The 21456-nt window shown below is 71.9% G+C and carries 23 protein-coding genes; 13 read left to right on the top strand and 10 right to left on the bottom strand.

Going from position 1 to position 21456, the window contains the following annotated elements:
* Positions 1–30: 30 nt before the first annotated feature.
* The 5 genes from H4696_RS18440 to H4696_RS18420 all read left to right on the top strand — a co-directional run bounded on the left by H4696_RS18440 (position 31) and on the right by H4696_RS18420 (position 4947).
* Positions 31–873, top strand: a complete 843-nt coding sequence (locus H4696_RS18440) for an SDR family NAD(P)-dependent oxidoreductase (protein WP_086858503.1) — start codon at positions 31–33, stop codon at positions 871–873.
* 92 nt (positions 874–965) lie between these two features.
* The gene (locus tag H4696_RS18435) at positions 966–3116 is read left to right on the top strand and encodes a DUF6351 family protein (protein ID WP_192782393.1); all 2151 of its coding nucleotides are present in this window, start codon (positions 966–968) and stop codon (positions 3114–3116) included.
* A 178-nt stretch (positions 3117–3294) separates the two neighbouring features.
* A complete protein-coding gene (locus H4696_RS50870) occupies positions 3295–3420 on the top strand; it encodes a hypothetical protein (RefSeq protein WP_264086326.1) in 126 nt (41 codons plus the stop codon).
* Between the two features lie 176 nt (positions 3421–3596).
* Entirely contained in the window at positions 3597–3920 is a 324-nt protein-coding gene (locus H4696_RS18425; RefSeq protein WP_143265238.1) for a hypothetical protein, read from the top strand.
* A gap of 70 nt (positions 3921–3990) precedes the next feature.
* A complete protein-coding gene (locus tag H4696_RS18420; protein WP_086862718.1) occupies positions 3991–4947 on the top strand; it encodes a LuxR C-terminal-related transcriptional regulator in 957 nt (318 codons plus the stop codon).
* A 194-nt stretch (positions 4948–5141) separates the two neighbouring features.
* On the opposite strand, the gene H4696_RS18415 is transcribed toward H4696_RS18420, so the two are convergent.
* The 3 genes from H4696_RS18415 to H4696_RS50865 form a co-directional block, all read right to left on the bottom strand.
* The gene (locus tag H4696_RS18415; RefSeq protein ID WP_158104369.1) at positions 5142–5297 is read right to left on the bottom strand and encodes a hypothetical protein; all 156 of its coding nucleotides are present in this window, start codon (positions 5295–5297) and stop codon (positions 5142–5144) included.
* A gap of 252 nt (positions 5298–5549) precedes the next feature.
* The gene (locus H4696_RS18410; RefSeq protein WP_211299753.1) at positions 5550–6875 is read right to left on the bottom strand and encodes a tachylectin-related carbohydrate-binding protein; all 1326 of its coding nucleotides are present in this window, start codon (positions 6873–6875) and stop codon (positions 5550–5552) included.
* Between the two features lie 68 nt (positions 6876–6943).
* Positions 6944–8257 carry a CHAP domain-containing protein gene (locus H4696_RS50865; protein WP_158104370.1) on the bottom strand — a complete coding sequence of 438 codons (1314 nt, stop codon included), beginning with the start codon at positions 8255–8257 and terminating at the stop codon, positions 6944–6946.
* Between the two features lie 277 nt (positions 8258–8534).
* On the opposite strand from H4696_RS50865, the gene H4696_RS18400 reads away from it, so the two are divergent.
* Positions 8535–8762: a hypothetical protein gene (locus tag H4696_RS18400; RefSeq protein WP_086862720.1), complete on the top strand. Its 228-nt coding sequence runs from the start codon at positions 8535–8537 to the stop codon at positions 8760–8762.
* 4 nt (positions 8763–8766) lie between these two features.
* Here the strand turns inward: H4696_RS18400 and H4696_RS18395 are convergent, their stop codons facing one another.
* From H4696_RS18395 to H4696_RS18380, 4 genes are read right to left on the bottom strand one after another with little or no spacing between them, the layout of a single operon-like run.
* Complete coding sequence (locus tag H4696_RS18395; RefSeq protein WP_086862721.1) at positions 8767–9969, bottom strand: RNA polymerase sigma factor; 1203 nt, start codon at positions 9967–9969, stop codon at positions 8767–8769.
* Positions 9966–10328, bottom strand: coding sequence for a YciI family protein (locus H4696_RS18390; protein ID WP_086862722.1), 363 nt, complete (start codon positions 10326–10328; stop codon positions 9966–9968). The genes H4696_RS18395 and H4696_RS18390 overlap by 4 nt, the downstream gene beginning before the upstream one ends.
* Positions 10325–11041 carry a dihydrofolate reductase family protein gene (locus tag H4696_RS18385; RefSeq protein WP_086862723.1) on the bottom strand — a complete coding sequence of 239 codons (717 nt, stop codon included), beginning with the start codon at positions 11039–11041 and terminating at the stop codon, positions 10325–10327. Before H4696_RS18385 ends, H4696_RS18390 begins: the two co-directional genes overlap by 4 nt.
* A complete protein-coding gene (locus tag H4696_RS18380) occupies positions 11038–12210 on the bottom strand; it encodes an ROK family transcriptional regulator (RefSeq protein ID WP_086862724.1) in 1173 nt (390 codons plus the stop codon). The genes H4696_RS18385 and H4696_RS18380 overlap by 4 nt, the downstream gene beginning before the upstream one ends.
* Before the next feature lie 56 nt (positions 12211–12266).
* Here H4696_RS18380 and H4696_RS18375 point away from each other — a divergent pair, with 56 nt between their 5' ends.
* Complete coding sequence (locus H4696_RS18375) at positions 12267–13493, top strand: MFS transporter (RefSeq protein ID WP_192782392.1); 1227 nt, start codon at positions 12267–12269, stop codon at positions 13491–13493.
* 300 nt (positions 13494–13793) lie between these two features.
* On the top strand, positions 13794–15668 hold the full coding sequence (locus H4696_RS18370) for a Calx-beta domain-containing protein (protein ID WP_086865212.1): 1875 nt from the start codon (positions 13794–13796) through the stop codon (positions 15666–15668).
* A gap of 45 nt (positions 15669–15713) precedes the next feature.
* Here H4696_RS18370 and H4696_RS18365 read toward each other — a convergent pair whose 3' ends face one another.
* Positions 15714–16208, bottom strand: a complete 495-nt coding sequence (locus tag H4696_RS18365) for a hypothetical protein (RefSeq protein ID WP_249027268.1) — start codon at positions 16206–16208, stop codon at positions 15714–15716.
* Between the two features lie 83 nt (positions 16209–16291).
* Between H4696_RS18365 and H4696_RS18360 the strand changes: the two genes are divergently transcribed.
* The 4 genes from H4696_RS18360 (at position 16292) to H4696_RS18345 (ending at position 19322) form a co-directional block, all read left to right on the top strand.
* Positions 16292–16447 (top strand): hypothetical protein, encoded by a 156-nt coding sequence (locus H4696_RS18360; protein ID WP_158104441.1) that lies wholly within the window; start codon positions 16292–16294, stop codon positions 16445–16447.
* Positions 16448–16483: 36 nt separating this feature from the next.
* Positions 16484–16918 carry a hypothetical protein gene (locus H4696_RS18355; RefSeq protein ID WP_225955734.1) on the top strand — a complete coding sequence of 145 codons (435 nt, stop codon included), beginning with the start codon at positions 16484–16486 and terminating at the stop codon, positions 16916–16918.
* 503 nt (positions 16919–17421) lie between these two features.
* Positions 17422–18087: a DUF4190 domain-containing protein gene (locus H4696_RS18350; protein ID WP_338064967.1), complete on the top strand. Its 666-nt coding sequence runs from the start codon at positions 17422–17424 to the stop codon at positions 18085–18087.
* A 74-nt stretch (positions 18088–18161) separates the two neighbouring features.
* Positions 18162–19322: a cytochrome P450 gene (locus H4696_RS18345; protein ID WP_086865210.1), complete on the top strand. Its 1161-nt coding sequence runs from the start codon at positions 18162–18164 to the stop codon at positions 19320–19322.
* Position 19323: 1 nt separating this feature from the next.
* On the opposite strand, the gene H4696_RS18340 is transcribed toward H4696_RS18345, so the two are convergent.
* Together H4696_RS18340 and H4696_RS18335 are read right to left on the bottom strand one after the other, a co-directional pair.
* A complete protein-coding gene (locus tag H4696_RS18340) occupies positions 19324–20085 on the bottom strand; it encodes a DeoR/GlpR family DNA-binding transcription regulator (protein ID WP_086865209.1) in 762 nt (253 codons plus the stop codon).
* A 44-nt stretch (positions 20086–20129) separates the two neighbouring features.
* Positions 20130–20927, bottom strand: coding sequence for a thioesterase II family protein (locus tag H4696_RS18335; RefSeq protein ID WP_086865208.1), 798 nt, complete (start codon positions 20925–20927; stop codon positions 20130–20132).
* A gap of 256 nt (positions 20928–21183) precedes the next feature.
* Between H4696_RS18335 and H4696_RS18330 the strand changes: the two genes are divergently transcribed.
* Entirely contained in the window at positions 21184–21447 is a 264-nt protein-coding gene (locus H4696_RS18330; protein WP_086865207.1) for a hypothetical protein, read from the top strand.
* Positions 21448–21456 lie beyond the last annotated feature (9 nt).

Below are 21456 nucleotides of genomic sequence, written 5' to 3'. Positions count from 1 at the left end.
ATCCGGCCGTGCAGGAAGTGGAGAGACACCGTGAGCAAGGTCTGGTTCGTCACCGGTTCGTCCCGCGGCTTGGGCCGCCAGTTCGTCGAAGCCGCGTTGTCGCGCGGTGACCGGGTGGCCGCGACCGCCCGGTCGGCCGCGGGCTTCGAAGCGCTCGTCGCCGAACACGGTGACAAGCTCCTTCCGCTGGAAATGGACGTCACCGACAAGGCCGCCGTCGGCGAGGCCGTCAAACGGGCCGCCGAGCATTTCGGGCGGCTGGACGTCGTCGTGAACAACGCCGGTTACGCGCAGATCGGCGCCGTCGAGGAACTGTCGGAACAGCAGCTGCGGGACCAGCTGGAAACGAATTTCTTCGGCGCCGTCTGGGTCATCCAGGCCGTACTGCCTTACCTGCGCGAGCAGCGCGCCGGTCACATCATCCAGCTGTCCTCGGCCGCCGGGCTGATCGCGATGCCGCTGGGCGGGGTGTACCAGGCGTCCAAGTGGGCGCTCGAAGCCCTCAACGAGACCCTCGCCCAGGAGGTCGCCGAGTTCGGCGTCAAGGTCACCATCGTCGAGCCCGCCGGCTTCGCCACCCGTGACGGCAAGAACCCGGATCCGCTCGCCAACGGCCACCTCGCCGAGCCGATCCCCGCCTACGACGGGCTCCGCGGCCGGCTCGCCGGGTTCATGGGCAAGCAGCCCGCCGGCGACCCGGCGGCGGCCGCCCAGGCGTTGCTCACCCTCGTCGACACCGAGCAGCCGCCGCTGCGGGTGCTCTTCGGGCAGGGCTTCTACCCGATGCTCAAGCAGGTCTACGCCGACCGGCTCGACACCTGGGCTCAGTGGCAGGACCTGTCCGCCCAAGCCCACGGCGCCCTCGAGGGCTGATCCCGGACGTTGTTCCGGCCCGGCCGCGGGTGCTATACCGGCAGCTGCCCGGTGTCGCGACGACGCGATGCCACGAGCGAGCGGAGTGTCCGGTGGCGAACCGTGCTTTCGCAGTGGCGGCCCTGATCGCGCCCCTCCTCCTGACGGGGACCGCGGCCGCCGGGGCGGCTCCCGGCACGCCACCGGGGCGGCGCCTGGCGATCGAGACCGTGTCGAACCCGCGGCCCGCGCTCGTCAGCGGGGGACAGGTGCTGGTCAAGATCGTCCCGCCGGAGCGCACGCCGGCCGGGCGGGTGCACGTCGAGGCCGGCGGCCGCGACGTCACCGCGAGCTTCCGCCCCCAGCCGGACGGCAGCCTGCTCGGCCTGGTGACCGGCCTGCGCGACGGCGTCACCGACCTGAGCGCGCGGGCGAACGGGCCCGGCCCGGACCAGCGGGCGAACCTGCGCGTCACCAACCACCCGATCAGCGGGCCCGTCTTCTCCGGCGCGCAGCAGCACCCGTTCTACTGCGAGACCCAGGCGTTCGGCCTTCCCGCGGCGCAGCAGCCGTTGTGCGGCGCGCCGACGCAGGTGAGCTACCAGTACCGGACCACCGCCGGGGCGTTCGCGCCGCTGGCGGACCCGGCGAGCCGGCCCGCGGACCTCGCGACGGCCACCGTCGACGGGCAGGCGGTGCCGTACGTGGTCCGCGTCGAGCGCGGCACGATCGACCGCGCCGTCTACGAGCTGGCGGCGCTCTACACCGGCGAGCCGTCGCCGACCGCGCCGGAGGCCGGCTGGAACGGGAAGCTGGTCTACACCTTCGGCGGCGGCTGCAACGCGGGCTACCACCAGGGGAACTCGACCGGCGGGGTCGTCAACGACCTGTTCCTGGCCCGGGGCTTCGCGGTCGCGTCGTCGAGCCTGAACGTGCTCGACAACAACTGCAGCCCGATCATCTCGGCCGAGGCGGCGATGATGGTCAAGGAACACTTCGCCGAGACCTACGGCCCGGTCGCCCACACCATCGGCTGGGGCGGCTCGGGCGGGGCGATCCAGCAGTACGACATCGCCGAGAACTACCCGGGCATCGTCGACGGCATCATCCCCGGGGTCTCGTTCCCGGACCCGCTGACCGTGGGCGGCCCGGTGTCGGACTGCCGCCTGCTGGACCGGTACTTCGCCGGGCCGGGCGCGTCGTTCACCGCGGCGCAGAAGCAGGCCGTCGCGGGCTTCGCCAGCTACGACTCGTGCGTCTCCTGGGACCTGACCTTCGCCAGCCGGGCGACCGCGACCGGCAGCTGCAACGCGGCCATCCCGGCCGCGGCGCGGTGGGATCCGGTCACCAACCCGGGCGGGGTCAAGTGCAACTCGAACGAGCAGCTCGTCAACCAGCTCGGCCGGGACCCGAAGACCGGGTTCGTGCGGAGCCCGCTGGACACCACCGGCGTGCAGTACGGCTTGGGCGCGCTGAAGGCCGGGACGATCACGGCCGCGCAGTTCGCCGACCTCAACGCCGGGATCGGCGGCCTCGATTACACCGGGACGCCCGTGGCGCAGCGGACCGCGGCCGACCCGAAGGCGCTCAACGCCGCGTACGCCGACGACATCGTGAACTCGGCGTCGCAAGGCTTGCGGGAGACGCCGATCATCGACCAGCGGACCGACCTCGACTTCGCCGGTCCCGGCAACGACATTCACACCACCGAGTGGTCTTATGTGCTGCGGCAACGGCTTTTGCGGGCCAACGGCACCGCCGGCAACCAGGTCATCATCGAAAACCACGCCACCGCCCCCGAAGCGGCGGCCGCCGGTGCCTACGAGCTGGACGCGATGGACCGCTGGCTGACCGCGATCGACGCCGACGGCTCGCACCGGACTCGACAGCAGAAGGTGCTGGCGAACCGGCCGGGCGATCTCGGCGACGGGTGCTACCTGTCGGCGTCGTCCCGGATCACCGAAGAGCTGACGTACCCGGCGAGCGGCCAGTGCGGCGCGCTGTACCCGGTGGCGGCCAACACGCGGATGGTCGCGGGGGAGAGCCTGGCCCTCGACGTGCTGAAGTGCCGGTTGAAGCCGGTGGACTTCCGCGACTACCCGGTCACCTTCACCCCGGCGGACCAGCAGCGGCTGCGCGCGGCGTTCCCCGGCGGGGTGTGCGACTACAGCCGTCCGGGCGTCGGCCAGCGCCCGCCGCTCGGGACGTGGCTGAGCTACGGCGACGAACGGACCGGCACCACGCCGCCGACGAAGGTGCGGTGACCCGGAGCAGTGGTCTGTCGTTCCGCCGTGTTCGACTTCGACATCGCCCGCCTCGACCCCGTCGAACCGGTGCGGCCGGCGTCGGCGACAGTTTCTTCTTCTTCCTGTGCGACAACGGGCCGGTGCGCTACGCCGACTCCGAAGGCTCCGGAGAATCATCGCTGCCTACCTCGACGCCGTGGTTCGCCTGGTGGTCGGCGTGCCGACCTGGCACGACGTCTTGACGGACGCGCCCGACGTCGCCGACGAGCCGCGGAGCTGGACCTCGGCCGGGTCGACGTCGAGGAACTGCTGGCGTCGTTGAGCAGGTGCCTGACCGAACTTTCGCCCGGCTACGTGGTGCTCAACGAACACGGCGACGAATACGAGCCCCTTTGAGCATTCGGCCGACCGGGTGACACCGGGGCCGATCACTCAACCGGGTGCTGCCCGCCGGCGTGGTCGCCGTGCATCTGACCGCGACGCCGGAAGGCAGGACCGATGAACTCTCGGACCGCGAAACTCATGCTCGCCGCAACGCTGACGGCCGCCGGGTTGTCCGTTTCCCTGGCGTCGCCCGCCGCCGCGGCGCCCGCTTACTGCAGCGCGTCGCAGTACGGCAACGGGGCGACGGCCTACTGCTACGCGTCCGCTTCCGGCACGCAGTTCCGGGCCGTGGCCTACTGCAAGTACATCACCCCGACCGGCAGCGTCGACTACTCCAACTTCTACGGCGCCTGGCGGATCCAGGGCGATCCCGGCAATTCCACGGTGGCCTGCGGCCTCGGGTGGAGCTTCCTCAGCCCCAACGCCCAGACGAGGTGATGTCGCGACTGCTCGGGTGAAGATCGAATGGGCTTACCATGATCGGTGGTGAGCGCCGGAGGGTGTGGGGATGCTGGAAGGGCTGCTGTCGGCCGACGCGGGAGCGCTGTACGACGCGATGGTGCGCTCCGGGCCGGTGCCGCTGGACGATCCGCGGGCCGCGAGCCCGGAGATGCGGGAGCTGATCGATCGCGGGTTCGTCCGGCGCGACTACCGCGATGACCCGGTGCTGGCGCCGATGGAACCGGTCCGGGCCGTGGACCACGCGATCCTCGGCGCGCAGCAGCGGCTGGTCGAGCAGCAGCGCCAGATCGTCTCGGCGCGCCAGCAGCTCGACATGCTCCAGACCGTCTACCGGGCGACCTACGGCGGCGGCAGCGACGCGGCCGTCGAGGTGCTGTCCGACCCGCAGCGGATCGGTGCGCTGTCGCTCGAGCTGTGCCTGTCCGCGAAGGCGGAGTTCCTCACCTTCACCACGCGGCACTTCAAGCGCAAACCCGACGCGAACACGGCGATGGCCCTGCCCGACGCGGTGACCGAGCGCGGGGTGCGGCTGCGCAACGTCTACGAGCGCCCCGCGCTGGAGTTCGAGGGGGCGAAGGACGTCGTCGAGGCCAGCATCGCCGCCGGGTGGAACATGCGGGTGGCGCCCGAGCTGCCGATGAAGATGGTGATCGCCGACCAGCATTCGGCGCTGCTGCCGCTCGACCCCAGCGGGATGGCGGGCGCGGTCTTCGTGCGCAGCCCGACCATCGTCGCCGGCCTGCGGATGCTGTTCGAGCTGGTGTGGAGCCAGGCCGTCCCGATCGGCGACGGCGGCGGGCCGCAGCGCCACGGCCTGACGCCGACCCAGGCCAAGGTGCTCGACCTGCTGGCCACCGGGATGACCGACGGGGCCATCGCGCGCCACCTCGACGTGAGCGAGCGGACCGTGCGCCGTCATGTTCAGGGCCTGCTGGACGCCCTGCAAGCGGACAACCGGGTGGCCGCGGTCCACGCGGCCACCCGGCTCGGCTGGCTCGGTTAGCCGAGCGCCCCAATGTGGCGTTCGGTGCGTTGGACGCACCCAATGTGGCGTTCGGTGCGTTGGACGCATCCAACGCCACATTGGGGCGCATCAGTGGTCACACCCGGCAGGCCTCCGATCGGTGAAGCGGTCCCCCGGCAGCTCCGCCTCACCACCGGAGGCCTTCCCCGTCAGCACGATCGGCTGTCAGGCCGTCATTGCAGGTGGCACGTGGGCTCGCCCGCCGTCCAGATCCACACGCACTGGGGCTGCGGCTTCCCCGTCGCCGACGCCTCCGGCGCCGCCACCGCACCGAACGCGAGCGCCGTCAGTGCCGCCGCGACCACCCCGGTCACCATCCGCTTGATCATGTCGTCCTCCCCGCGAAAAGCGATCATCTCTGCTGAGTGACAAGTTAGGCCGAGATGTCTTACGCCGGGAGAGCAAGTCCGGCCACTGTCCGGATCCGGTCACGGGGGCCGCGCGGGGAGTTCCTCGTCCGGCTCCGGGCTTCGCACCCAGTGCAGGTTGTCCGGTTCGGGCCACCACCCCGGCGGGGCGGGACGGGGTCCGCTGCCCGTCTCGCCCCACCAGCGCGTGACCGGTTCGTCGGCCACGACGGGCTAGGCGCCGAACGGCTGGGCCGAGAGCAGCGTCTGCGTCCAGCCCTGGGTGTCGACCGGGTCGGTGCCGAAGCCCTGGATGTCCGAGCCGTCGAAGTCGAACGGGTTGTGGTCGTGGTAGCGGTACAGCGCGCCGTCGCGGGTCTGGCCGTAGTACAGGCCGTAGCCGGGGGACACGATCTGGTCGAAGGTGCTCCAGCGGTCCGCCAGCGTCGTGCCGGTCCAGGTGTAGTCGGCGGCGATGTGGTACGAGCGCAGGACGCCCGTGGTGCTGATGCCGATCAGCCAGTCGTCGCCGGTGGCGGCGATGGTGCGCATGGTGAAGCCGGTGCCGATCACGGCGCGCTGGCCGATCTGGGTGCTCGCGGGCTTGGGCCGGGAGACCACGTAGGACATCAGGGTGCTGCCGGCGATGCCGTAGAGGTGGCCGTGGCCGTCATACGTCAGCATGTCGTGGGTCCAGCCGCCGCCGAGCGCGGTCGGGGTGCTGAACTGCAGCGAGTTGTTGTTCGTGATGACGTCGACGCGGTAGAGCACGCCGGCGGGCGAGGTCACGAGCACCGTGTTGAAGTTCAGCGTGGCCAGTGCCTTGGGCACGAACCCGAGGTTGTCGGTCGAGACGAGGGTCTTGGTGCGGTCGCCGGTCTGCGAGTTGATGGTGCTGTAGGTCAGCCGCCCGTCGCCGAGCGCGCCGTACACCGACACCGTGGTCGCGGCCGGGCTGCTCAGCTCGTCGACGATGCGCTGCGCGTCCGCGGCCTGCGGCTGGTAGCGCTCGGGGAACGCGGAGCGCTGCACCCGCTGGCAGACGTCGCCGATCGCGGCGGTGCGCCAGCTGCCGTTGGGGTAGAAGTCCTCCATCACGTCCAGGAACGCGTTGGTGGCCCAGGCCGGGTTCAGGCGCTGCGCCTCGGTGCCCCAGGAGTCGAGCTGCTGGAACAGGCCGAGGCTGGTGTGGTCGACCCGCTCGCTGATGTTCTCGATCAGGGACTCGACGATCGTGGTGGTGATCGCGATGACGGCCGCGCGCTCGTCCAGCCCGCGGGCCTGCACGGCGTCGATGACGGCGCGGGCGCAGGACACCCGGTAGGGCGTCATGTGTCCCTTCAGCGTGCCGGTCAGGACGCTGTTGAGCCGGGTGGCCGCGGCGGTGTCGGCCGCGGTCGGGCCGCCGGTGACGCAGGCCGCGGTCGCGTAGGCCGCCAGCTGCTCCATCCGGGCGGCCATCGCGTCGGACTCGGTGGTGGCGCTCGCGGCGGTGGCGCCCGCGGTCAGGACGGCCAGCGCCGCGAGGCCCGCGGCGATCGATCTCGTGGTGAAGCGCATGGAAAACTCCAGGGTGGACTGGGCGGTGCCGCGGCCGGGCCGCGGCACCGCCGGGGAACGGGGGAAGGTCAGGCGCCGGGCGGGGAGACGTAGCCGGAGATCAGCACGTTGTCCGCGCCGGAACGGGCCGTGTCGGGGTCGATCGTCCGCCGCGTCACCTTGTTGCTGACGTTGCCGCCGACGACGGTGAGCGTGCCGTCGGGGTGCACCGCGGTGATCACGTCGACGTGGCCGCCCGTGCTGCCGTCCGGCGGGCCGTAGATGACCCAGTCCCCGATCTTCGGGCTGCCGTGCGAGCTGCCGGTGCGGGACTTGAACAGGTCGTGGTCGACACCCCACTTGCCGAGGGCGCGGGCGACGAAGGTGCCGCGCGGCACGCCGGAGACGCCGGCCGCGGACCAGGTCCAGGTGGCGAACATCGCGCACCAGTCGTTCGCGCCGTAGTCGCAGGCGTCGTTGTACTTGTCGCAGCTCGCTTCGGTGGTGCCGACCTCGCCGGTGGCGAGGGTGGCGATCTTCGAGCGCAGCGGCTGGACCGGGGTGGTGCTGGTGCAGCCGGCCGGGTCGGCCGAGAGCAGGTACTGCGTCCAGCCGCGCGAGGCGACCGGGTCGTTCAGGTGGTAGGCGATGTCCGTGCCGGAGCCGTCCGTCGGGTCGTCGTCCTCGTACCAGTACATGGCGCCGTCGGGGTTCTTGCCGTAGTACAGGCCGCCACCGGGGGAGACGAGGTTTTCGAAGCTCTGCCAGCCGGCGTCGTCGAGCTGCCCGCGGGTGTAGGTGGTGCCGGTCTGCGAAACGGCGTAGCTGATCAGCTGGCCGTCGGACGCGGTCGCGATGAGCCGGTCGTCCCCGGCCGCGGCCATGGTCTTGAGCGCGAACCCGCCGCTGCCGATCTCGCGGCGCTGGCCGATCTGGTTCGTGCCCGGCTTGGCCGCGGAAACGAGGTACTGCAGCAGGGAACCACCGGAGGTCGTGCCGTAGAGGTGGCCGTGGCCGTCGTAGGACAGCAGGTTGTGGGTCCAGCCGTGCTGGAGGTCGATCGGGTCGTTGAAGGTGAGGCTCGCGCTGTTGGTGACGACGTCGACGCGGTAGAGGACACCGGACGTCGAGGTCACGAGCAGCGTGTTGAAGTTGAGCGTGGCCAGCGCCTTCGCGGTGAACCCGAGCGTCCTCGAGGAGACGACGACGTGCGTGAGGTCGCCGCTGTCCGGGTCGATCGTGGTGTAGCTGAGCCGGCCGTCGGGCAGCACGCCGTAGACCGAAACCCCACCGGCGCACGACGCGGCGGCGGAGGCGGGAGCGGCGGTCAGCGCGGTCGTCGTCAGGCCGCTGAGCAGGACGAGGAACGCCAGCGCAGCGGCGCGCACTCTGTTTCTGAACATGGGAAAACCCCTCGTAGAACGGAAGATTGGTGCCGGCCGCGGCCCCGGGAAAGGCGGCTCGACGGGGCAGAGCTTAGGAAGGGATTCCGCCGCGGCGCATGAGCGAACCCGGCCATTGGCCGCTTCCGGACAGGGCCGGCTCAGCCGGTGCCGCGCGCGACCGGCATCGATGTGTCCGAAGTGGACGACCGGTACCGGCCGACGGCGCCGGCCGGTCACGCGCAGTGCTACAGTCGCCGCGCTCGGTTCTTTTCCGGTTACCCAAAGGATTTTCGCCATGGAAGAACAGGCTGCGCTCGAAGCGGCCTCCCGCCGGCGCATCGCGAACGTCAGCCGCAGCCTGGCGGACGCGCGGTCGGCGGCCGACGACGACGTGGTCCGGGTGCAGGCGGCGCGGCTGGAGCACGCGTTCGACCTCGCGCTGCGGTTCACGCTCGGCGAAGGCGAACCGAAGCTGGGCCGGAAGGCGATTCCCCGGCCCCGCAAGGCGTTGCCGCGGCGGTGATCGGTCAGGCCAGGCGGGCGGCGCGGGTCAGGAGATGGCGCCGCTCGGGTTCGCTGGTGGTGCGCCGGGCCGCCTCCTGGTAGCCGGCGCGCGCGGCGTCGTGGTCGCCGGCCAGTTCGAGCAGGTGGGCGCGGACGGACACGAGGTGGTGCGACGCGGCGATGCGCTGGTCGGCCGCGAGGGTGTCGAGCAGGGCCAGCGCGGGCGCGGGCCCGTGGACCTCGGCCACCGCGACCGCCCGGTTGAGCGTCACCGCCGGGTTGGGCGCCACGCGTTCGAGCACGGTGTAGAGGGCCAGGATCTGCGGCCAGTCGGTGAGTTCGGCGGTCGGTGCCTCGTCGTGGACGGCGGCGATCGCGGCCTGGAGCTGGTACGGGCCGACCGGGCCCTTCGGCAGGGCACCGGTCACCAGTGCCACGCCCTCGGCGATGGCTTCGGCGTCCCAGAGCGTCCGGTCCTGCTCGCCCAGCGGGACCAGCGACCCGTCCGCGTCCGTGCGGGCCCGGCGGCGGGCGTCGGTCAGCAGCAGGAGAGCCAGGAGCCCGGCCACCTCGCCGTCGGCGGGGAGCAGCCGGTGGAGCTCGCGGGCCAGCCGGATCGCCTCCGCCGTCAGGTCCGCCCGCACCAGCCGCGTCCCGGACGTGGCCGTGTAGCCCTCGTTGAAGACGAGGTAGATCACGTGGAGCACGACGCCGAGCCGCGCCGCCTGTTCGGGCGGCGGTGGCAGGGCGAAGCGGGCCCCGGCCGCCTTGATGCGCTGCTTCGCGCGGCTGATGCGCTGCGCGATGGTCGCTTCGGGCACCAGGAAGGCCCGGGCGATCTCGGCGGTCGTCAGGCCGCCGACGGCACGCAGCGTCAGCGCGATCTGCGACGACGGCGTCAACGCCGGGTGGCAGCACAGGAACAGCAGCGTGAGGGTGTCGTCGGGGTACACCTCGCCGCCGGCGGGAGGAGTGCGGAGGGCGTCGGCCTCCTCCCGGCGGCGGCGTGCGGCGTCGCTGCGCACCTGGTCGGCGAGGCGGCGCGACGCCACCGTCACCAGCCACGCGCGGGGGTTCTCCGGCCACCCCTCCACCGGCCACTGGGCGCTGGCGGCCACCAGCGCTTCCTGGACGGCGTCTTCGCAGGCGTCGAAACGGCCGTAGCGGCGCACGAGCACGCCGAGCACCTCGGGCACCAGCCGCCGGACGTCCTGCCAGCCGGTCACGGCTCGACGTTCGCCTCGTGCATGAGCGGCCGGACCTCGACGCCCCAGTAGCGCGCGGACGGGCTGCGGGCCGCGATCTCCAGTGCCCGGTCCAGGCTGTCGCAATCGACGATCATGAAGCTGCCCAGGAACTCCTTCGCCTCGGCGTAGGGGCCGTCGGTCACCACCGGCGTCCCGCCGGTGACCCGGACCATCTTGGTGTGCCCGTCGTCGGCGACGCCGTAGGCGCCGACCAGCTCACCCGACTCGTACAGCTCCTGGTTGAGGACGTCGGTCTCGCGGATGATCTCGGCGAGCGTCTCCGCGCCCACCGAGGTGAAGGCTTCTTCGTTGCCGTAGATCAGCAGCATGTACTTCATCGCGCGCTCCGCTCTCCGTGCCCGACCAGCTCGCCGCCGGCGCCGCGGTCGTCCAGCACCAGCTTCGACCGCCCGCTGACGGTATAGCGGAGGTGGGTCACCCCGGGCGACGCGACGACCCGCTCCGGGACCAGCTCGATGCCGTCGTCCGCGCCGAGGCCGAGACCCGCGTCGAACAGGCGCTGGCCGTCGCCCAGCAGCACCGGGGCGACGTGCAGCTCGAGCTGGTCGAGCAGCCCGGCGGTCAGCACCTGGCGCAGCAGCTCGCCGCCGCCGGCGACCGCGACGTCCTTGCCGCCGGCGGCTTCCCTTGCCAGCTCGACCGCCCGCTCGAACCCGTCGGTGACGAAGGTGAAGGAGGTACCCCGGCGTTCGAGCACCTCCCGGGGGCGGTGGGTGACGACGAACACCGGCGCGTGGAACGGCGGCTCGTCGCCCCAGGGCACCTCGCCGGCGTCGAACATGCGCCGGCCCATGACGTAGGCACCGGCCGCCGCGAACATCTCCGCGACGATGTCCGAGTCGGCCGACTGCTCGCCGCCGGCGAAGCCCTGCCGCTCGCGCCAGGCGGCGGCGTCGACGGCCCAGCGGGTGACCCGGAAGAAGCCGGGCGCTTCGGGGCCGTCCAGCCAGCCGCTCATGTCGCCGGGTTCGCGGGGGCCGGTGTAGCAGCCGTCCAGGGATACCGACATCTGGGCTGTCACCTTGGTCATCGTTCGTGCGCCTCTCGTGGGGGCGGCCGGTTCGGCCGCCGGTACCCCTCAGTCGGAGCCGGCCGGCCGTTCTCGACACGCCTGACCGGCGGCCGCCGATGTCGGGCCGGGTCGGGGAGGCCGTAACGGGCGTCGAGCACCTGCATGGCCGCCCCGGCCGCCACGACGTCGGTGCCCAGCGAGGTCAGGGAAACTTCGACGTCGAGCCAGTCCGCGCCCGGCAGCTGGGTGCGCACGGCGTGCTCGACGGCGGCCCGGTAGAGCTCGCCGTGGGGGAGCAGGTCCGCGCCGCCGAGGACGATGTGGCCGAGGTCGAGGGTCTGCAGGAGGTTGACGACGCCGGTCGCGAGCACGGCGGCCGCGGCGGCCGGATCGGCCGCCCGCTCGTGGACGGCTTCCAGGCAGCCGTGCCGGCCGCAGGCGCAGCGCGGGCCGCCGAGCTGGACGACGGCGTGGCCGAACTCGCTGGCGTTGGTGTGCGCGCCGCGGTGGGCGGCGCCGCCCAGCCACAGCCCGGCGCCGACCCCGGCGTCGACCACGACCAGGGCGGCGTCGCGGAAAGTGGTGCCGCGGCGCCAGGCTTCGGCCGTGACGCCGGCGGTGACGTCCTTGTCCACGACCACGGGCAGGCCGAGGCGCTGCCCGGCGAGTTCGGCGAGCGGGACGTCCTGCCAGTGCCGCAGCCGGTGCGCGCCGCGGACGGTGCCGGTCGACTGGTCGAGCGGCCCGATCATGCCGATGCCGACCCCGGCGAGCTCCGGCGTGGTCATCCGGTGCTCGCCGATCATCGCCGTGACGCCGGCCGCCAGCTCGTCCAGCAACTCCTCCGGCGTGAAGTCGGCGGGCAGCGGGGCCGCCGCCGACGAGTGGACGGTGCCGGCCAGGTCGGCGCGGACCAGCCGCAGCTCACGGCGGGTGACGTGGGCGCCGATCGCCCAGCGGCTCGCCGGGACGAGCCGGTAGACCGCGGCCGGCTTGCCGCGCGCCGGGCGCCGCACGCCCGCGGGTTCGAGCAGCCCCTCCTCGACCAGACGGGCCAGCACCTTCGACACGGCCTGCGGGGTCAGCCCGGTGACTTCCGCGACGGTGCCGCGCTCGAGCGTGGGCTCGGTCCGGGCCAGCGCGAGCACCAGCGCTTCGTGGTAGTCCCGCAGGAAAGCCAGGTGCACGGGCGTCACCTTAGCGTCGCTGTCATTAATGCAACAGCGTTGCTAAAGTCGCCTGAATGGAGGACCTCACCCGACGCCGCCGCTGGGCCGCCCTGCTCGCCCTGGCCCTCGGGTCGGTGGGGATCGGGCTGACGGAGTTCGTGCCGGCCGGGCTGCTGCCCGACATCGCGCGCAGCGTGCTGGGGAACGCCGAACCGGCTGCCGTCGCCCGCGCGGGGTGGATGATCACCGCGTACGCGCTGGGCGTGGTCGTGGGCGCGCCGGTGCTCGCCACGATCACCGCGCGGATGCGGCGCAAACGCCTGGTGCTCGGGCTGCTGGTGCTGTTCGTGCTCGGTACCGCCGCGTCCGCGGTGGCCTCGACGTTCGGCCTGGTGCTGGTGGCCCGGTTCGCCGCCGGCCTGCCGCACGGCGCGTACTTCGGGGCCGCCGGCCTGCTGGCGGCGACGCTGATGGGGCCGGGCAGCGAGGGGCGCGGGTTCGCCGTGGTGCTGAGCGGGCTGACCGTGGCCAACGTGGCGGGCGTCCCGGTGATCACGCGGCTCGGGCAGGCCGCCGGCTGGCGGACGGCCTACCTGGTCATCGCCGGGGTCTTCCTGCTCGCGCTGGTGGCGGTGGCGGCCACCGTGCCGGACGCGCCGCCCGCGGGCGGGTCGCCGCTCGACGAGCTGCGCGCGCTGCGCCGGCCGCTGGTGTGGCTGGTGGTGGTGACCGCGGCGATCGGGATCGCCGGGTTCTTCGCCGTCGACAGCTACCTCGCGCCGATCACGACCTCGGTCACCGGGCTGTCGCCGGGCGCGGTGCCGTGGGTGCTGGTCGCGGTGGGCCTCGGCATGACGGTCGGGAACTTCCTCGGCGGCTGGCAGGCCGACCGGAACCTGCGGCGGGCCATGGTGGCGGGCTTCGCGGCGGTGATCGCCGCGAACGTCTACTTCGGACTCGCGGTGGGCTCGGCGTTCGGCCTGTACACCGGCGCGTTCCTGATCGGCGGGACGATCCTGTTCCTGGGCCCGGTGCTGCAGGCGCGGCTGATCGCGGTGGCGCCGGGCGCCCAGTTGATGGGCGCGGCGCTGAACCAGTCGGCGTTCAACACGGCCAACAGCCTCGGCGCGGCACTGGGCAGCGTGGTCATCGCGGCGGGCCTGGGTTATCGCGCCACGGCGTGGGCCGGCGTCGTCGTCAGCGCCGTCGGGCTCGTGCTGGCCGTCGCCGGGTTCGCGGTGGAACGCCGCCGCGCGGTCGGGGACGTGACCGCCCGGCCGCGTTGCGACATCCGGAGGTAATTTTCGCGCCGGGCGGCGGAAACCGCGGCAAATGCGCGGGAAATACGCTACGCCCGGTTCGGGAAAAAGCCGTCCGTGTCGCTCCGAAGTGTGACGCGTGCTCGTTCGTTACTCATCTTTCGGCGCATTTTCGCCTGGTCTGCGTGGGCCTGTGCGCACCCCGGTAACCCGTTGAGCGCCTTGACGTGGGGCGCTCCGGGTGACGTTCGCGTTCCCCGCTAACAAATCCGCGCGCGGTTCGTCTTTCCCAGGCAGCCCACACCGGATCCGGCATTCCGCCGGTGCTCGAAAGGGACGTCCATGTCGCGAAGATCAGTTTTCGTCGCCCTCACCGCGGCCGGCGCGCTGCTGGCCCCGACGGCGGTGGCGGCCACCGCGCCACCGGGGGTCGACCCCGCCACCGTCGCCCTCACGCTCGCCGCCGGGCAGAGCACCACCGTCACCAAGCACGTGACCACCTCCGCCGTGCCGCCGAACCCCGATCTCGTCCTGCTCGCCGACACCACCGGCAGCATGGGCAGCGCGATCTCGAACGTGCGGGCCAACGCCAACGCCATCACCGGGGACGTGCTCGCCGCGCAGCCGACCGCCCAGTTCGGCGTCGCGGAGTACAAGGACTTCGGCGACGCCGTGCCGTTCAAGGTCGACCAGGGCATCACCGGGGACACCGCCGCGGTGCAGGCGGGCACGAACCAGTGGGTGGCCTCCGGGGGCGGGGACTTCCCCGAAGCCGACCTCAACGCGCTCTACGAACTGGCTACCGGCGCGGTCACCTTCCGGCCCGACGGCACGCGCATCGTCGCCTGGTTCGGCGATGCGCCGTCGCACGACCCCAGCGGCGGGCACTCCCTGGCCGACACGATCGCCGCGCTCAAGGCGGCGAACATCCGCGTGGTCGCGGTCAACGTCGGCGCCCTCGACGCCGAGGGGCAGGCCACGGCCATCACCGACGCCACCGGTGGCGTGCTGCTGAACAACGTGCCCTCGAGCCAGGTGTCGCAGGCCATCCTGGCCGGCATCAAGTCCATCGAGGTCACGGTGACCCCGAAGGTGACGGCCTGCGACCCGCAGCTGACGCTCACCAACGCCCCGGCGAGCGTCAAGGTGGCGAGCGGCGACACCGCGACGTTCACCGAAACGATCGCGGCCGCGGCGAGCGCGGCGCCCGGGACGTACCACTGCTCGGTCGACTACCTGGTCGACGGCGTCTCGCGCGGGTTCGTCGAGACGACGACCGTGCGCGTGCTCGGCTTGAGCATCGACGACGTCACGGTGAACGAAGGCTCCGGCGGCGCGCCGGTGCCGGCCACCTTCACCGTGTCGCTGCTCGGCGGGAGCAGCCCGGACCCGGTGACCGTCCACTACGCCACCGCGAACGGCACCGCCACCGCGCCGGCCGACTACGCCGCCACGAGCGGGGACGTCACCTTCGCGCCCGGTGAGACCGCCAAGCCGGTGACCGTCCTGGTCAACCCGGACACCGTCGACGAGCCGGACGAGACGTTCACCGTGAACCTCTCCGCCCCGGCAGGCGCCGGGCTCGTCGACCCGACGGGGGTCGGCACGATCCTCGACGACGACCGCGACGGCGCCTTCTCCTGCACCGGCACCGCGGCGAACGTCGTCGGGATCACCGCCGCCGTGGCGAACCCGCAGAACCTGCCGTGCGCCGACGACAGCGAGACCGTCCTCGACGCGACGCTCAACGCGGGCCTGATCAAGGTGCAGACCCACGCGCTGACCTCCTCTACCGATCTGACCCCGGACGACCAGTCCGCGGCCCCGGCGGCCGGTGACCACGCGCGGGCGTCGGCCAAGATCGACAAGACCGTGATCAGCACAGTCGGGCTGACGATCGAGCTGGGCGTGATCCAGTCCCAGGCGGCGGCGACCTGCCAGCCGGTCACGGGCGGGCTCGCCCCGGCGCTGACCGGCAGCTCGAACGTCGGTTCGCTGAAGATCAACGGCGTCGCGGTCACGGTCGGTTCGGCACCGCTGACCATCCCGCTGGTCATCGGCTCGCTGAAGCTGAACGGCCAGACCGTGTCCGGCGGCGTCGTGAAGCAGCAGGCGGTGGCGCTGGACACCGCGCTCGCGAAGATCGTGCTGGCGGAGTCGCAGGCCGATGTGCACGGCACCGCGGCGCACCCGGCGGGCAACCCCTGCCGCCGGTGAAGTCGCCGGGGCGGACTCCGGTCCGCCCCGGCCCCTCCGGAGGCGTCAGTTCGGCGGCGGGGCGTAGCCGGGCGGCGGACCCGCGAACCCCGGCTGCTGCCCGGCCATCGGGTAGCCACCCGGGTACGGCGCCTGCCGCGGCCGGCCACCCTTGACGACCGCGATCGCGACCAGCAGCCAGGAGATCGCCGTGGCGACGTCCAGCGGGACGGCCACCGCCATGAAGATCAAGCCGATGTCACTGGTGGTCAGGTTGCCGGACGTGATCCAGGACGCGGCGTCCAGCGACACGAACTGCCACGCGATGCCCATCGCCGTCGTCAAGAGCATGACGACGAAGGCGGCCACCATCAGGCCCGAGCCGCCCCGGGCGCGGCCCTTGATCGCGAAGATCAGGCCGAGCACGCCCACCACGAGCAGCAGCACCCGCGGGATGATCTCGATGGTCGTCAGCACCAGGGGTGACATGCCCGCCTCCACAGACTCACCGCCGGAGATCGAGGCGTCCGGTCCGCGCCGGGCCCGATCGTAGGCGGTCACCGGGCTCCGCGGGTGCGATTCGCGGATGGAAGCGGTTTGGAAGTCCGGCCTGCGACCGTTCGGGAAACGAAAGGGATCGAACGATGAAACGTGCTGGTGCGGCCGCTTTGCTCATCGCGGCCTTGGTCACCGTGCTCGCCCCGGCGGCGACCGCGGCGGAAGGCCCCTCGCCCGTCAGCGGGATGGGCGGTGGCCCCTACATCGGCGACGTCCCGGCGCCCGGCACCGGCGACCGCTGAATCGCTCGTCCCCGAAACGAGAATGGGGTTTCAACGATGCGTCACAAGCTCAAGGCCTTGGCCGCCACCACGGTTTTCGCCGCCTGCGGCACGCTCCTGACCGCGACGCCGGCGCTGGCGAGCGTGGAGCCGCCCGGCGACGGCTGGGACCACACGTGGACCACCACGGACGCCGACAAGGGCGGCACCGTCTACATCGAGGAGAACGGCGACCGCGTCTCGGTCTGCGACTCGGCGGCCGACGGGTACGCGCCCCGGGTCCAGATCGCCAGCGAGGAGAGCACCGTCCCCGGCGCCTACGACATCCGCTACACCCTCACCGCCTCCGGCGGGCTGGGCTCCTGCGCGTCGGCCAGCGCTTCCCAGGGCGGCGTGTACAACCTCCCGGAGAACACGAGCATCGGCGTCACGGTGTGGCTGGGGCCGAACTACAAGTACCAGAGCACGCACTACTACCTGAACGACCACTAAGGCCTGTATCGAAGTCGGCGTCCACCGTGGATTGCTCTGGGCGGTCGTGGACGACTCATTCACGACCACTGGCGTGGCAGTTTTTTGGGGGTGTCGTGCGGACACCGGTCCTTCATCGCATCGCGGGCCGCAGGACGAGGCGCAGAGCGGCAACCGGCGCTGACCGACTTCGATACAGGCTCCAGTCGGCAGCGGCCCGGCCGGTGGCTTCCGGCCGGGCCGTCGCGCTGTCCGGGACGATCTCGGTCCGATGACGGCGCGGTCTCGTATCCGCGCGGTACCTGCTCCGGACGAGTGAATTTGAAGTTTCAATTTCTCACCGTGGGTAACGATGGTCAGCCACTCGCTCACCGCGATCACCAGCGGAAATGATCACTGGTCCCGGCCTTCGAGTCCGCTCTGTGACACAAAAGTGGTGTTACGCGCGTGTCTCCCGGAGCGACGGATGGCGCAGAACGTCATCGCGTGCGGTCCTCCCGCCGCTGCTCTGAAAGAGGCAATCCGTGTCCTACGCCCCCGTGCCGCCCATGTCCGCCCCGGTCCAGCCCAAGAACGGCCTCGGCACCGCCGGGTTCGTGCTCGGCCTGGTCGGCCTGCTCTTCGCGTTCATCCCGCTCATCGGGGTCGTCGCGTGGCCGCTGACCATCCTCGGGCTGATCTTCGGCATCATCGGGACGCTGCGCGCGAACCGTGGTCAGGCGAGCAACAAGGGCCTGGCCGTCACCGGGGTCGTGTTGTCGGCGATCGGCCTGGTCATCTGCGTGATCTGGACGGCCGCGTTCGGCAAGGTCGTCAGCGACACCGCGAACGGCCTGCCCACCGCGGCCGCGCCGGCCGCCGTCGCCGACGCGGGGTCCGCGCCCGACGCCGCCGCTCCGAGCGCGGCGGCGCCGGCGAAGCACACCGTCGTCCTGGAGGTCACGACCGCGGCGAAGGCCAACGTGCAGTGGAGCAGCGGGTTCACCGCGAACTCCCAGGAGGTCCTCGAGAAGGGCAAGACCTGGAGCCAGACCCTGACGATGGACGACCTGGCGTTCACCTCGGTCACGGTGACCGCGGTCGACTTCAAGCTGGGCGCCAAGGACAACACCTGCAAGATCACCGTCGACGGCAAGACCGTGGTGGAGCAGCACAACAGCGTCGGAGCCCTGTGCACCTACCAGCCCTGACGCACTGCTAGGGGTTCTTCCAGACTTTCGCCGCCCTCGCGGACGCGGGCGCCACGCCAGGGTAGAACCGGTGCATGGTGAGCACGGAACCCGGGGTCGTCAGCTTCCCGCGGCGGGCGCCCGGTCAGGTCACTCCGCCCGACGGATACGCCGAACTGCGCGCCCGGCCCGGGTTGTGCCGGACCGTCCTGCCCGGCGGTACGCCCGTATGGCTCGTCGCCCGGCACGAAGACGTGCGGGCCGCGCTGACCGATCCGCGGCTGAGCTCCGACCCGTCCCAGCCGGGGTTCCCCGCCACCGGTGGGGCGCCGGAAGCGCTTCCCGGATGGTTCGTCGCCATGGACGCGCCCGAGCACACGCGGTACCGGAAGCTGCTCATCCCCGAGTTCACCGTGCGGAAGGTGCGGGAGCTGCGGCCCGGCATCCAGCAGGTCGTCGACGAGCGGATCGACGCCATGCTGGCCGCCGGGAACTCCGCGGACCTCGTGTCCGCCTTCTGCCTCGTGCTGCCGTCTCTCGTCATTTGCCAGCTGCTGGGCGTGCCGTACGAGGACCACGAGCACTTCGAGTCCCGCACCCGCGTCCTCGTCAGCCTCGCTTCCACGGCCCGGCAACGGGAAACCGCGCTGGGCGAGATCAACACCTACCTCGCCGAACTGATCGCCGCGAAGCGCGAGCGGCCCGGTGAGGACCTGATCAGCCGGCTCATCGACGGCGGTGCGCTGGACGACGCCGAACTGCTGGGCGTGGCCATGCTGCTGCTGGTCGCCGGGCACGAGACCACCGCGAACATGCTGTCGCTCGGGGTCGTGACGCTGCTGGAGAACCCGCAGTGGATCGGGCACGAGGGCGTCGTCGAAGAGCTGCTGCGGTTCTTCTCGATCTCCGACGTCGTCAGCCTGCGCGTCGCCACCGAGGACCTCGAAATCTCGGGCCAGCTGATCCGCCGCGGCGAAGGGGTCGCGCCGCTCGGGCTGGCGGCGGGGCACGACGGCACCGTGTTCGAGGACGCCGGCGAGTTCTGCCCGGCCCGCTCGGCGCGCCACCACGTCGCCTTCGGCTACGGGATCCACCAGTGCATCGGGCAGCACCTGGCCCGGCTGGAGATGGACGTCGCGCTGACCACGCTGTTCGAGCGGGTGCCGCGGCTGCGCCTGGCCGTGCCGGCCGACGAGCTCGAGTTCAAGCACGACGGAGTCCTCTTCGGACTCTACGAGCTGCCGGTGCGCTGGTAGCTCAGGCGGTCAGGACGTTCACGCCTTCGCGTTCGATTTCGGCGGCCACCGTCGAATCGATGCCGCCGTCGGTGATGAACGTGTCCACTTCGGACAGTTCAGCGAAGCGGGCGAAGTGGTCGTTGCCCACCTTCGTGTGGTCGGCCAGCAGCACGACGCGGCGGGCGCCGGCGATCGAGGCCCGCTTGACCATCGCTTCCGCCGGGTCCGGGGTGGTGAGGCCGCGCTCGACCGACAGGCCGTTGGTCGCCATGAACGCCACTTCGACGAACGTTTCGCTGAGCGAGTGCAGCGCCCACGAGTCGACCGACGCGAGCGTGCGCGCCCGGAGGCGGCCGCCCACCAGCATCACCGTGAGGTTGGGCCGCTTGGACAGCGTGAGCGCGATGTTCACCGAGTTGGTGACCACCGTGAGGTTGCAGTCGATGGGAAGCGCTTCCGCGAGGTGCGCGGTGGTCGTGCCCGCGTCGAGCAGGATCGCGCCCTCCGCGGGCAGTTCGGCGAGCGCGGCCTTGCCGATGCGCTTCTTTTCCGCCGTCATCACGCTTTCGCGCGTGTTCAGCGCCGGCTCGAATCCCAGGCGCTCGATGGGGATCGCCCCGCCGTGCACGCGGCGGAGCGACCCGTGGCGTTCCAGCGTCGTGAGGTCGCGGCGGATCGTCTCCGTCGTCACGGCGAACTCGCCGGCGAGCTCGGCCACGTCGACCCGGCCGCGCGAGCGGGCCTGCTCGAGGATCAGCTGCTGACGCTCTTCCGCGTACACCGCGACCCCCGCTCATGTCGTTCTGTGTTGGTGCTGATGTTACTTTATGTTGAATCGCGCCCGGAGTGCAATGCCGCCGCGGGGGCGCCGAGGGCCTGCAGCTCCCGCTGGAGCTCGGCGTTCACCGCGCTCTGGTGCCGGGCCAGGAAGAAGTGGCCACCGGGGAAGACCTCCAGCCGGAAGCCGCCTTCGGTGTGCTCGCCCCAGTTCCCGGCCTCCTCGGCGGTCACCTTCGGGTCCTGGTCGCCGATCAGCGCGGTGACCGCGCAGCGGACGCGGCGCCCGGCCGGGCAGGCGTAGGTTTCGATCGCCCGGTAGTCGGCGCGGATCGCGGGCAGCGCCATCCGCAGGATCTCGTCGTCGCCGATGACCGTCCGGTCCAGCCGGTTGAGCTCCCGGACCTCGTCGAGCACGCCGTCGTCGTCGCGCTCGTGGACCCGCTCGTCGCGGAATGTCGAGGGCCCCCGCCGCCCGGACGCGACGATCGCCCCGGGAGCCCGCAGGCCGCGCAGTTCCAGCCGCCAGGCGGTTTCGAAGGCGAGGACCGCGCCCATGCTGTGCCCGAAGAACACGGCCGGCTTGTCGGAGAGCGCGGCCAGCTCGTCGGCGACCAGGTCGGCCAGCCCGGCGATCGAGTCGACGTTCGGCTCCCGGCGGCGGTCCTGCCGACCCGGGTACTGCAGCGAAACGACGTCGACGTCCGGCGCGAACCGCGCCGAGACGGGGTGGAAGTAGCTGGCCGAACCACCGGCGTGGGGGAAGCAGACGAGCCGGGTGCCCGCGCCGGGCGCGGGATGGTAGCGGCGGATCCACGACGTCGTGGCGTTGTCCGCGATGTTCACGAGAGCGTTTCCCTTCGACGCGGTGTCAGGTCCGCCAGTGAACCCCGGCCCGGGCCACGGATTCCTTAGTGTTGCCGCTCACACGCCGCGCCCGCAGTGTCTTGAATGAGTCATTCAGGACCTCCGGTGACCTGAATGACTCATTCAAGACGTTCCGGCGCAGCGGAATCCGCCGAGGTTCGGGGTTTTCCGGGTCGGCGGCCACCTAACGTCGGCGGGGCACGCGATCGGCCGTGCCCCGACGGGAGGAGTCCTGATGACCGCTGACGCGCTCACCGCCGCCCGGCGCAAGGCGAGCGAGCTGCGCCGTGCCATCCAGTCGCTGCACCGGATCCACGGTGACACCCCGCCGATGCGGCGGCTGATGAGCGACCTCGGCTGGATCGAGAGCGGGCTGGGCGAGCTGCCCGCCACACCGCGGGCCGCCGCCGATCGGGTGCTCGTGCCGGATACGCCGTACGCCAGGGAAATGTGGCACGGCGCCGACGACGAGGGGCTGGGCGGCCGCCGCCTTCCGTGAAAGCAGGGT

The sequence above is a fragment of the Amycolatopsis lexingtonensis genome (assembly GCF_014873755.1).
Lineage (GTDB): Bacteria > Actinomycetota > Actinomycetes > Mycobacteriales > Pseudonocardiaceae > Amycolatopsis > Amycolatopsis lexingtonensis.
The sequence above is the reverse complement of the archived record's forward strand: the minus strand, read 5'-3'. Positions and strand labels throughout refer to the sequence as shown.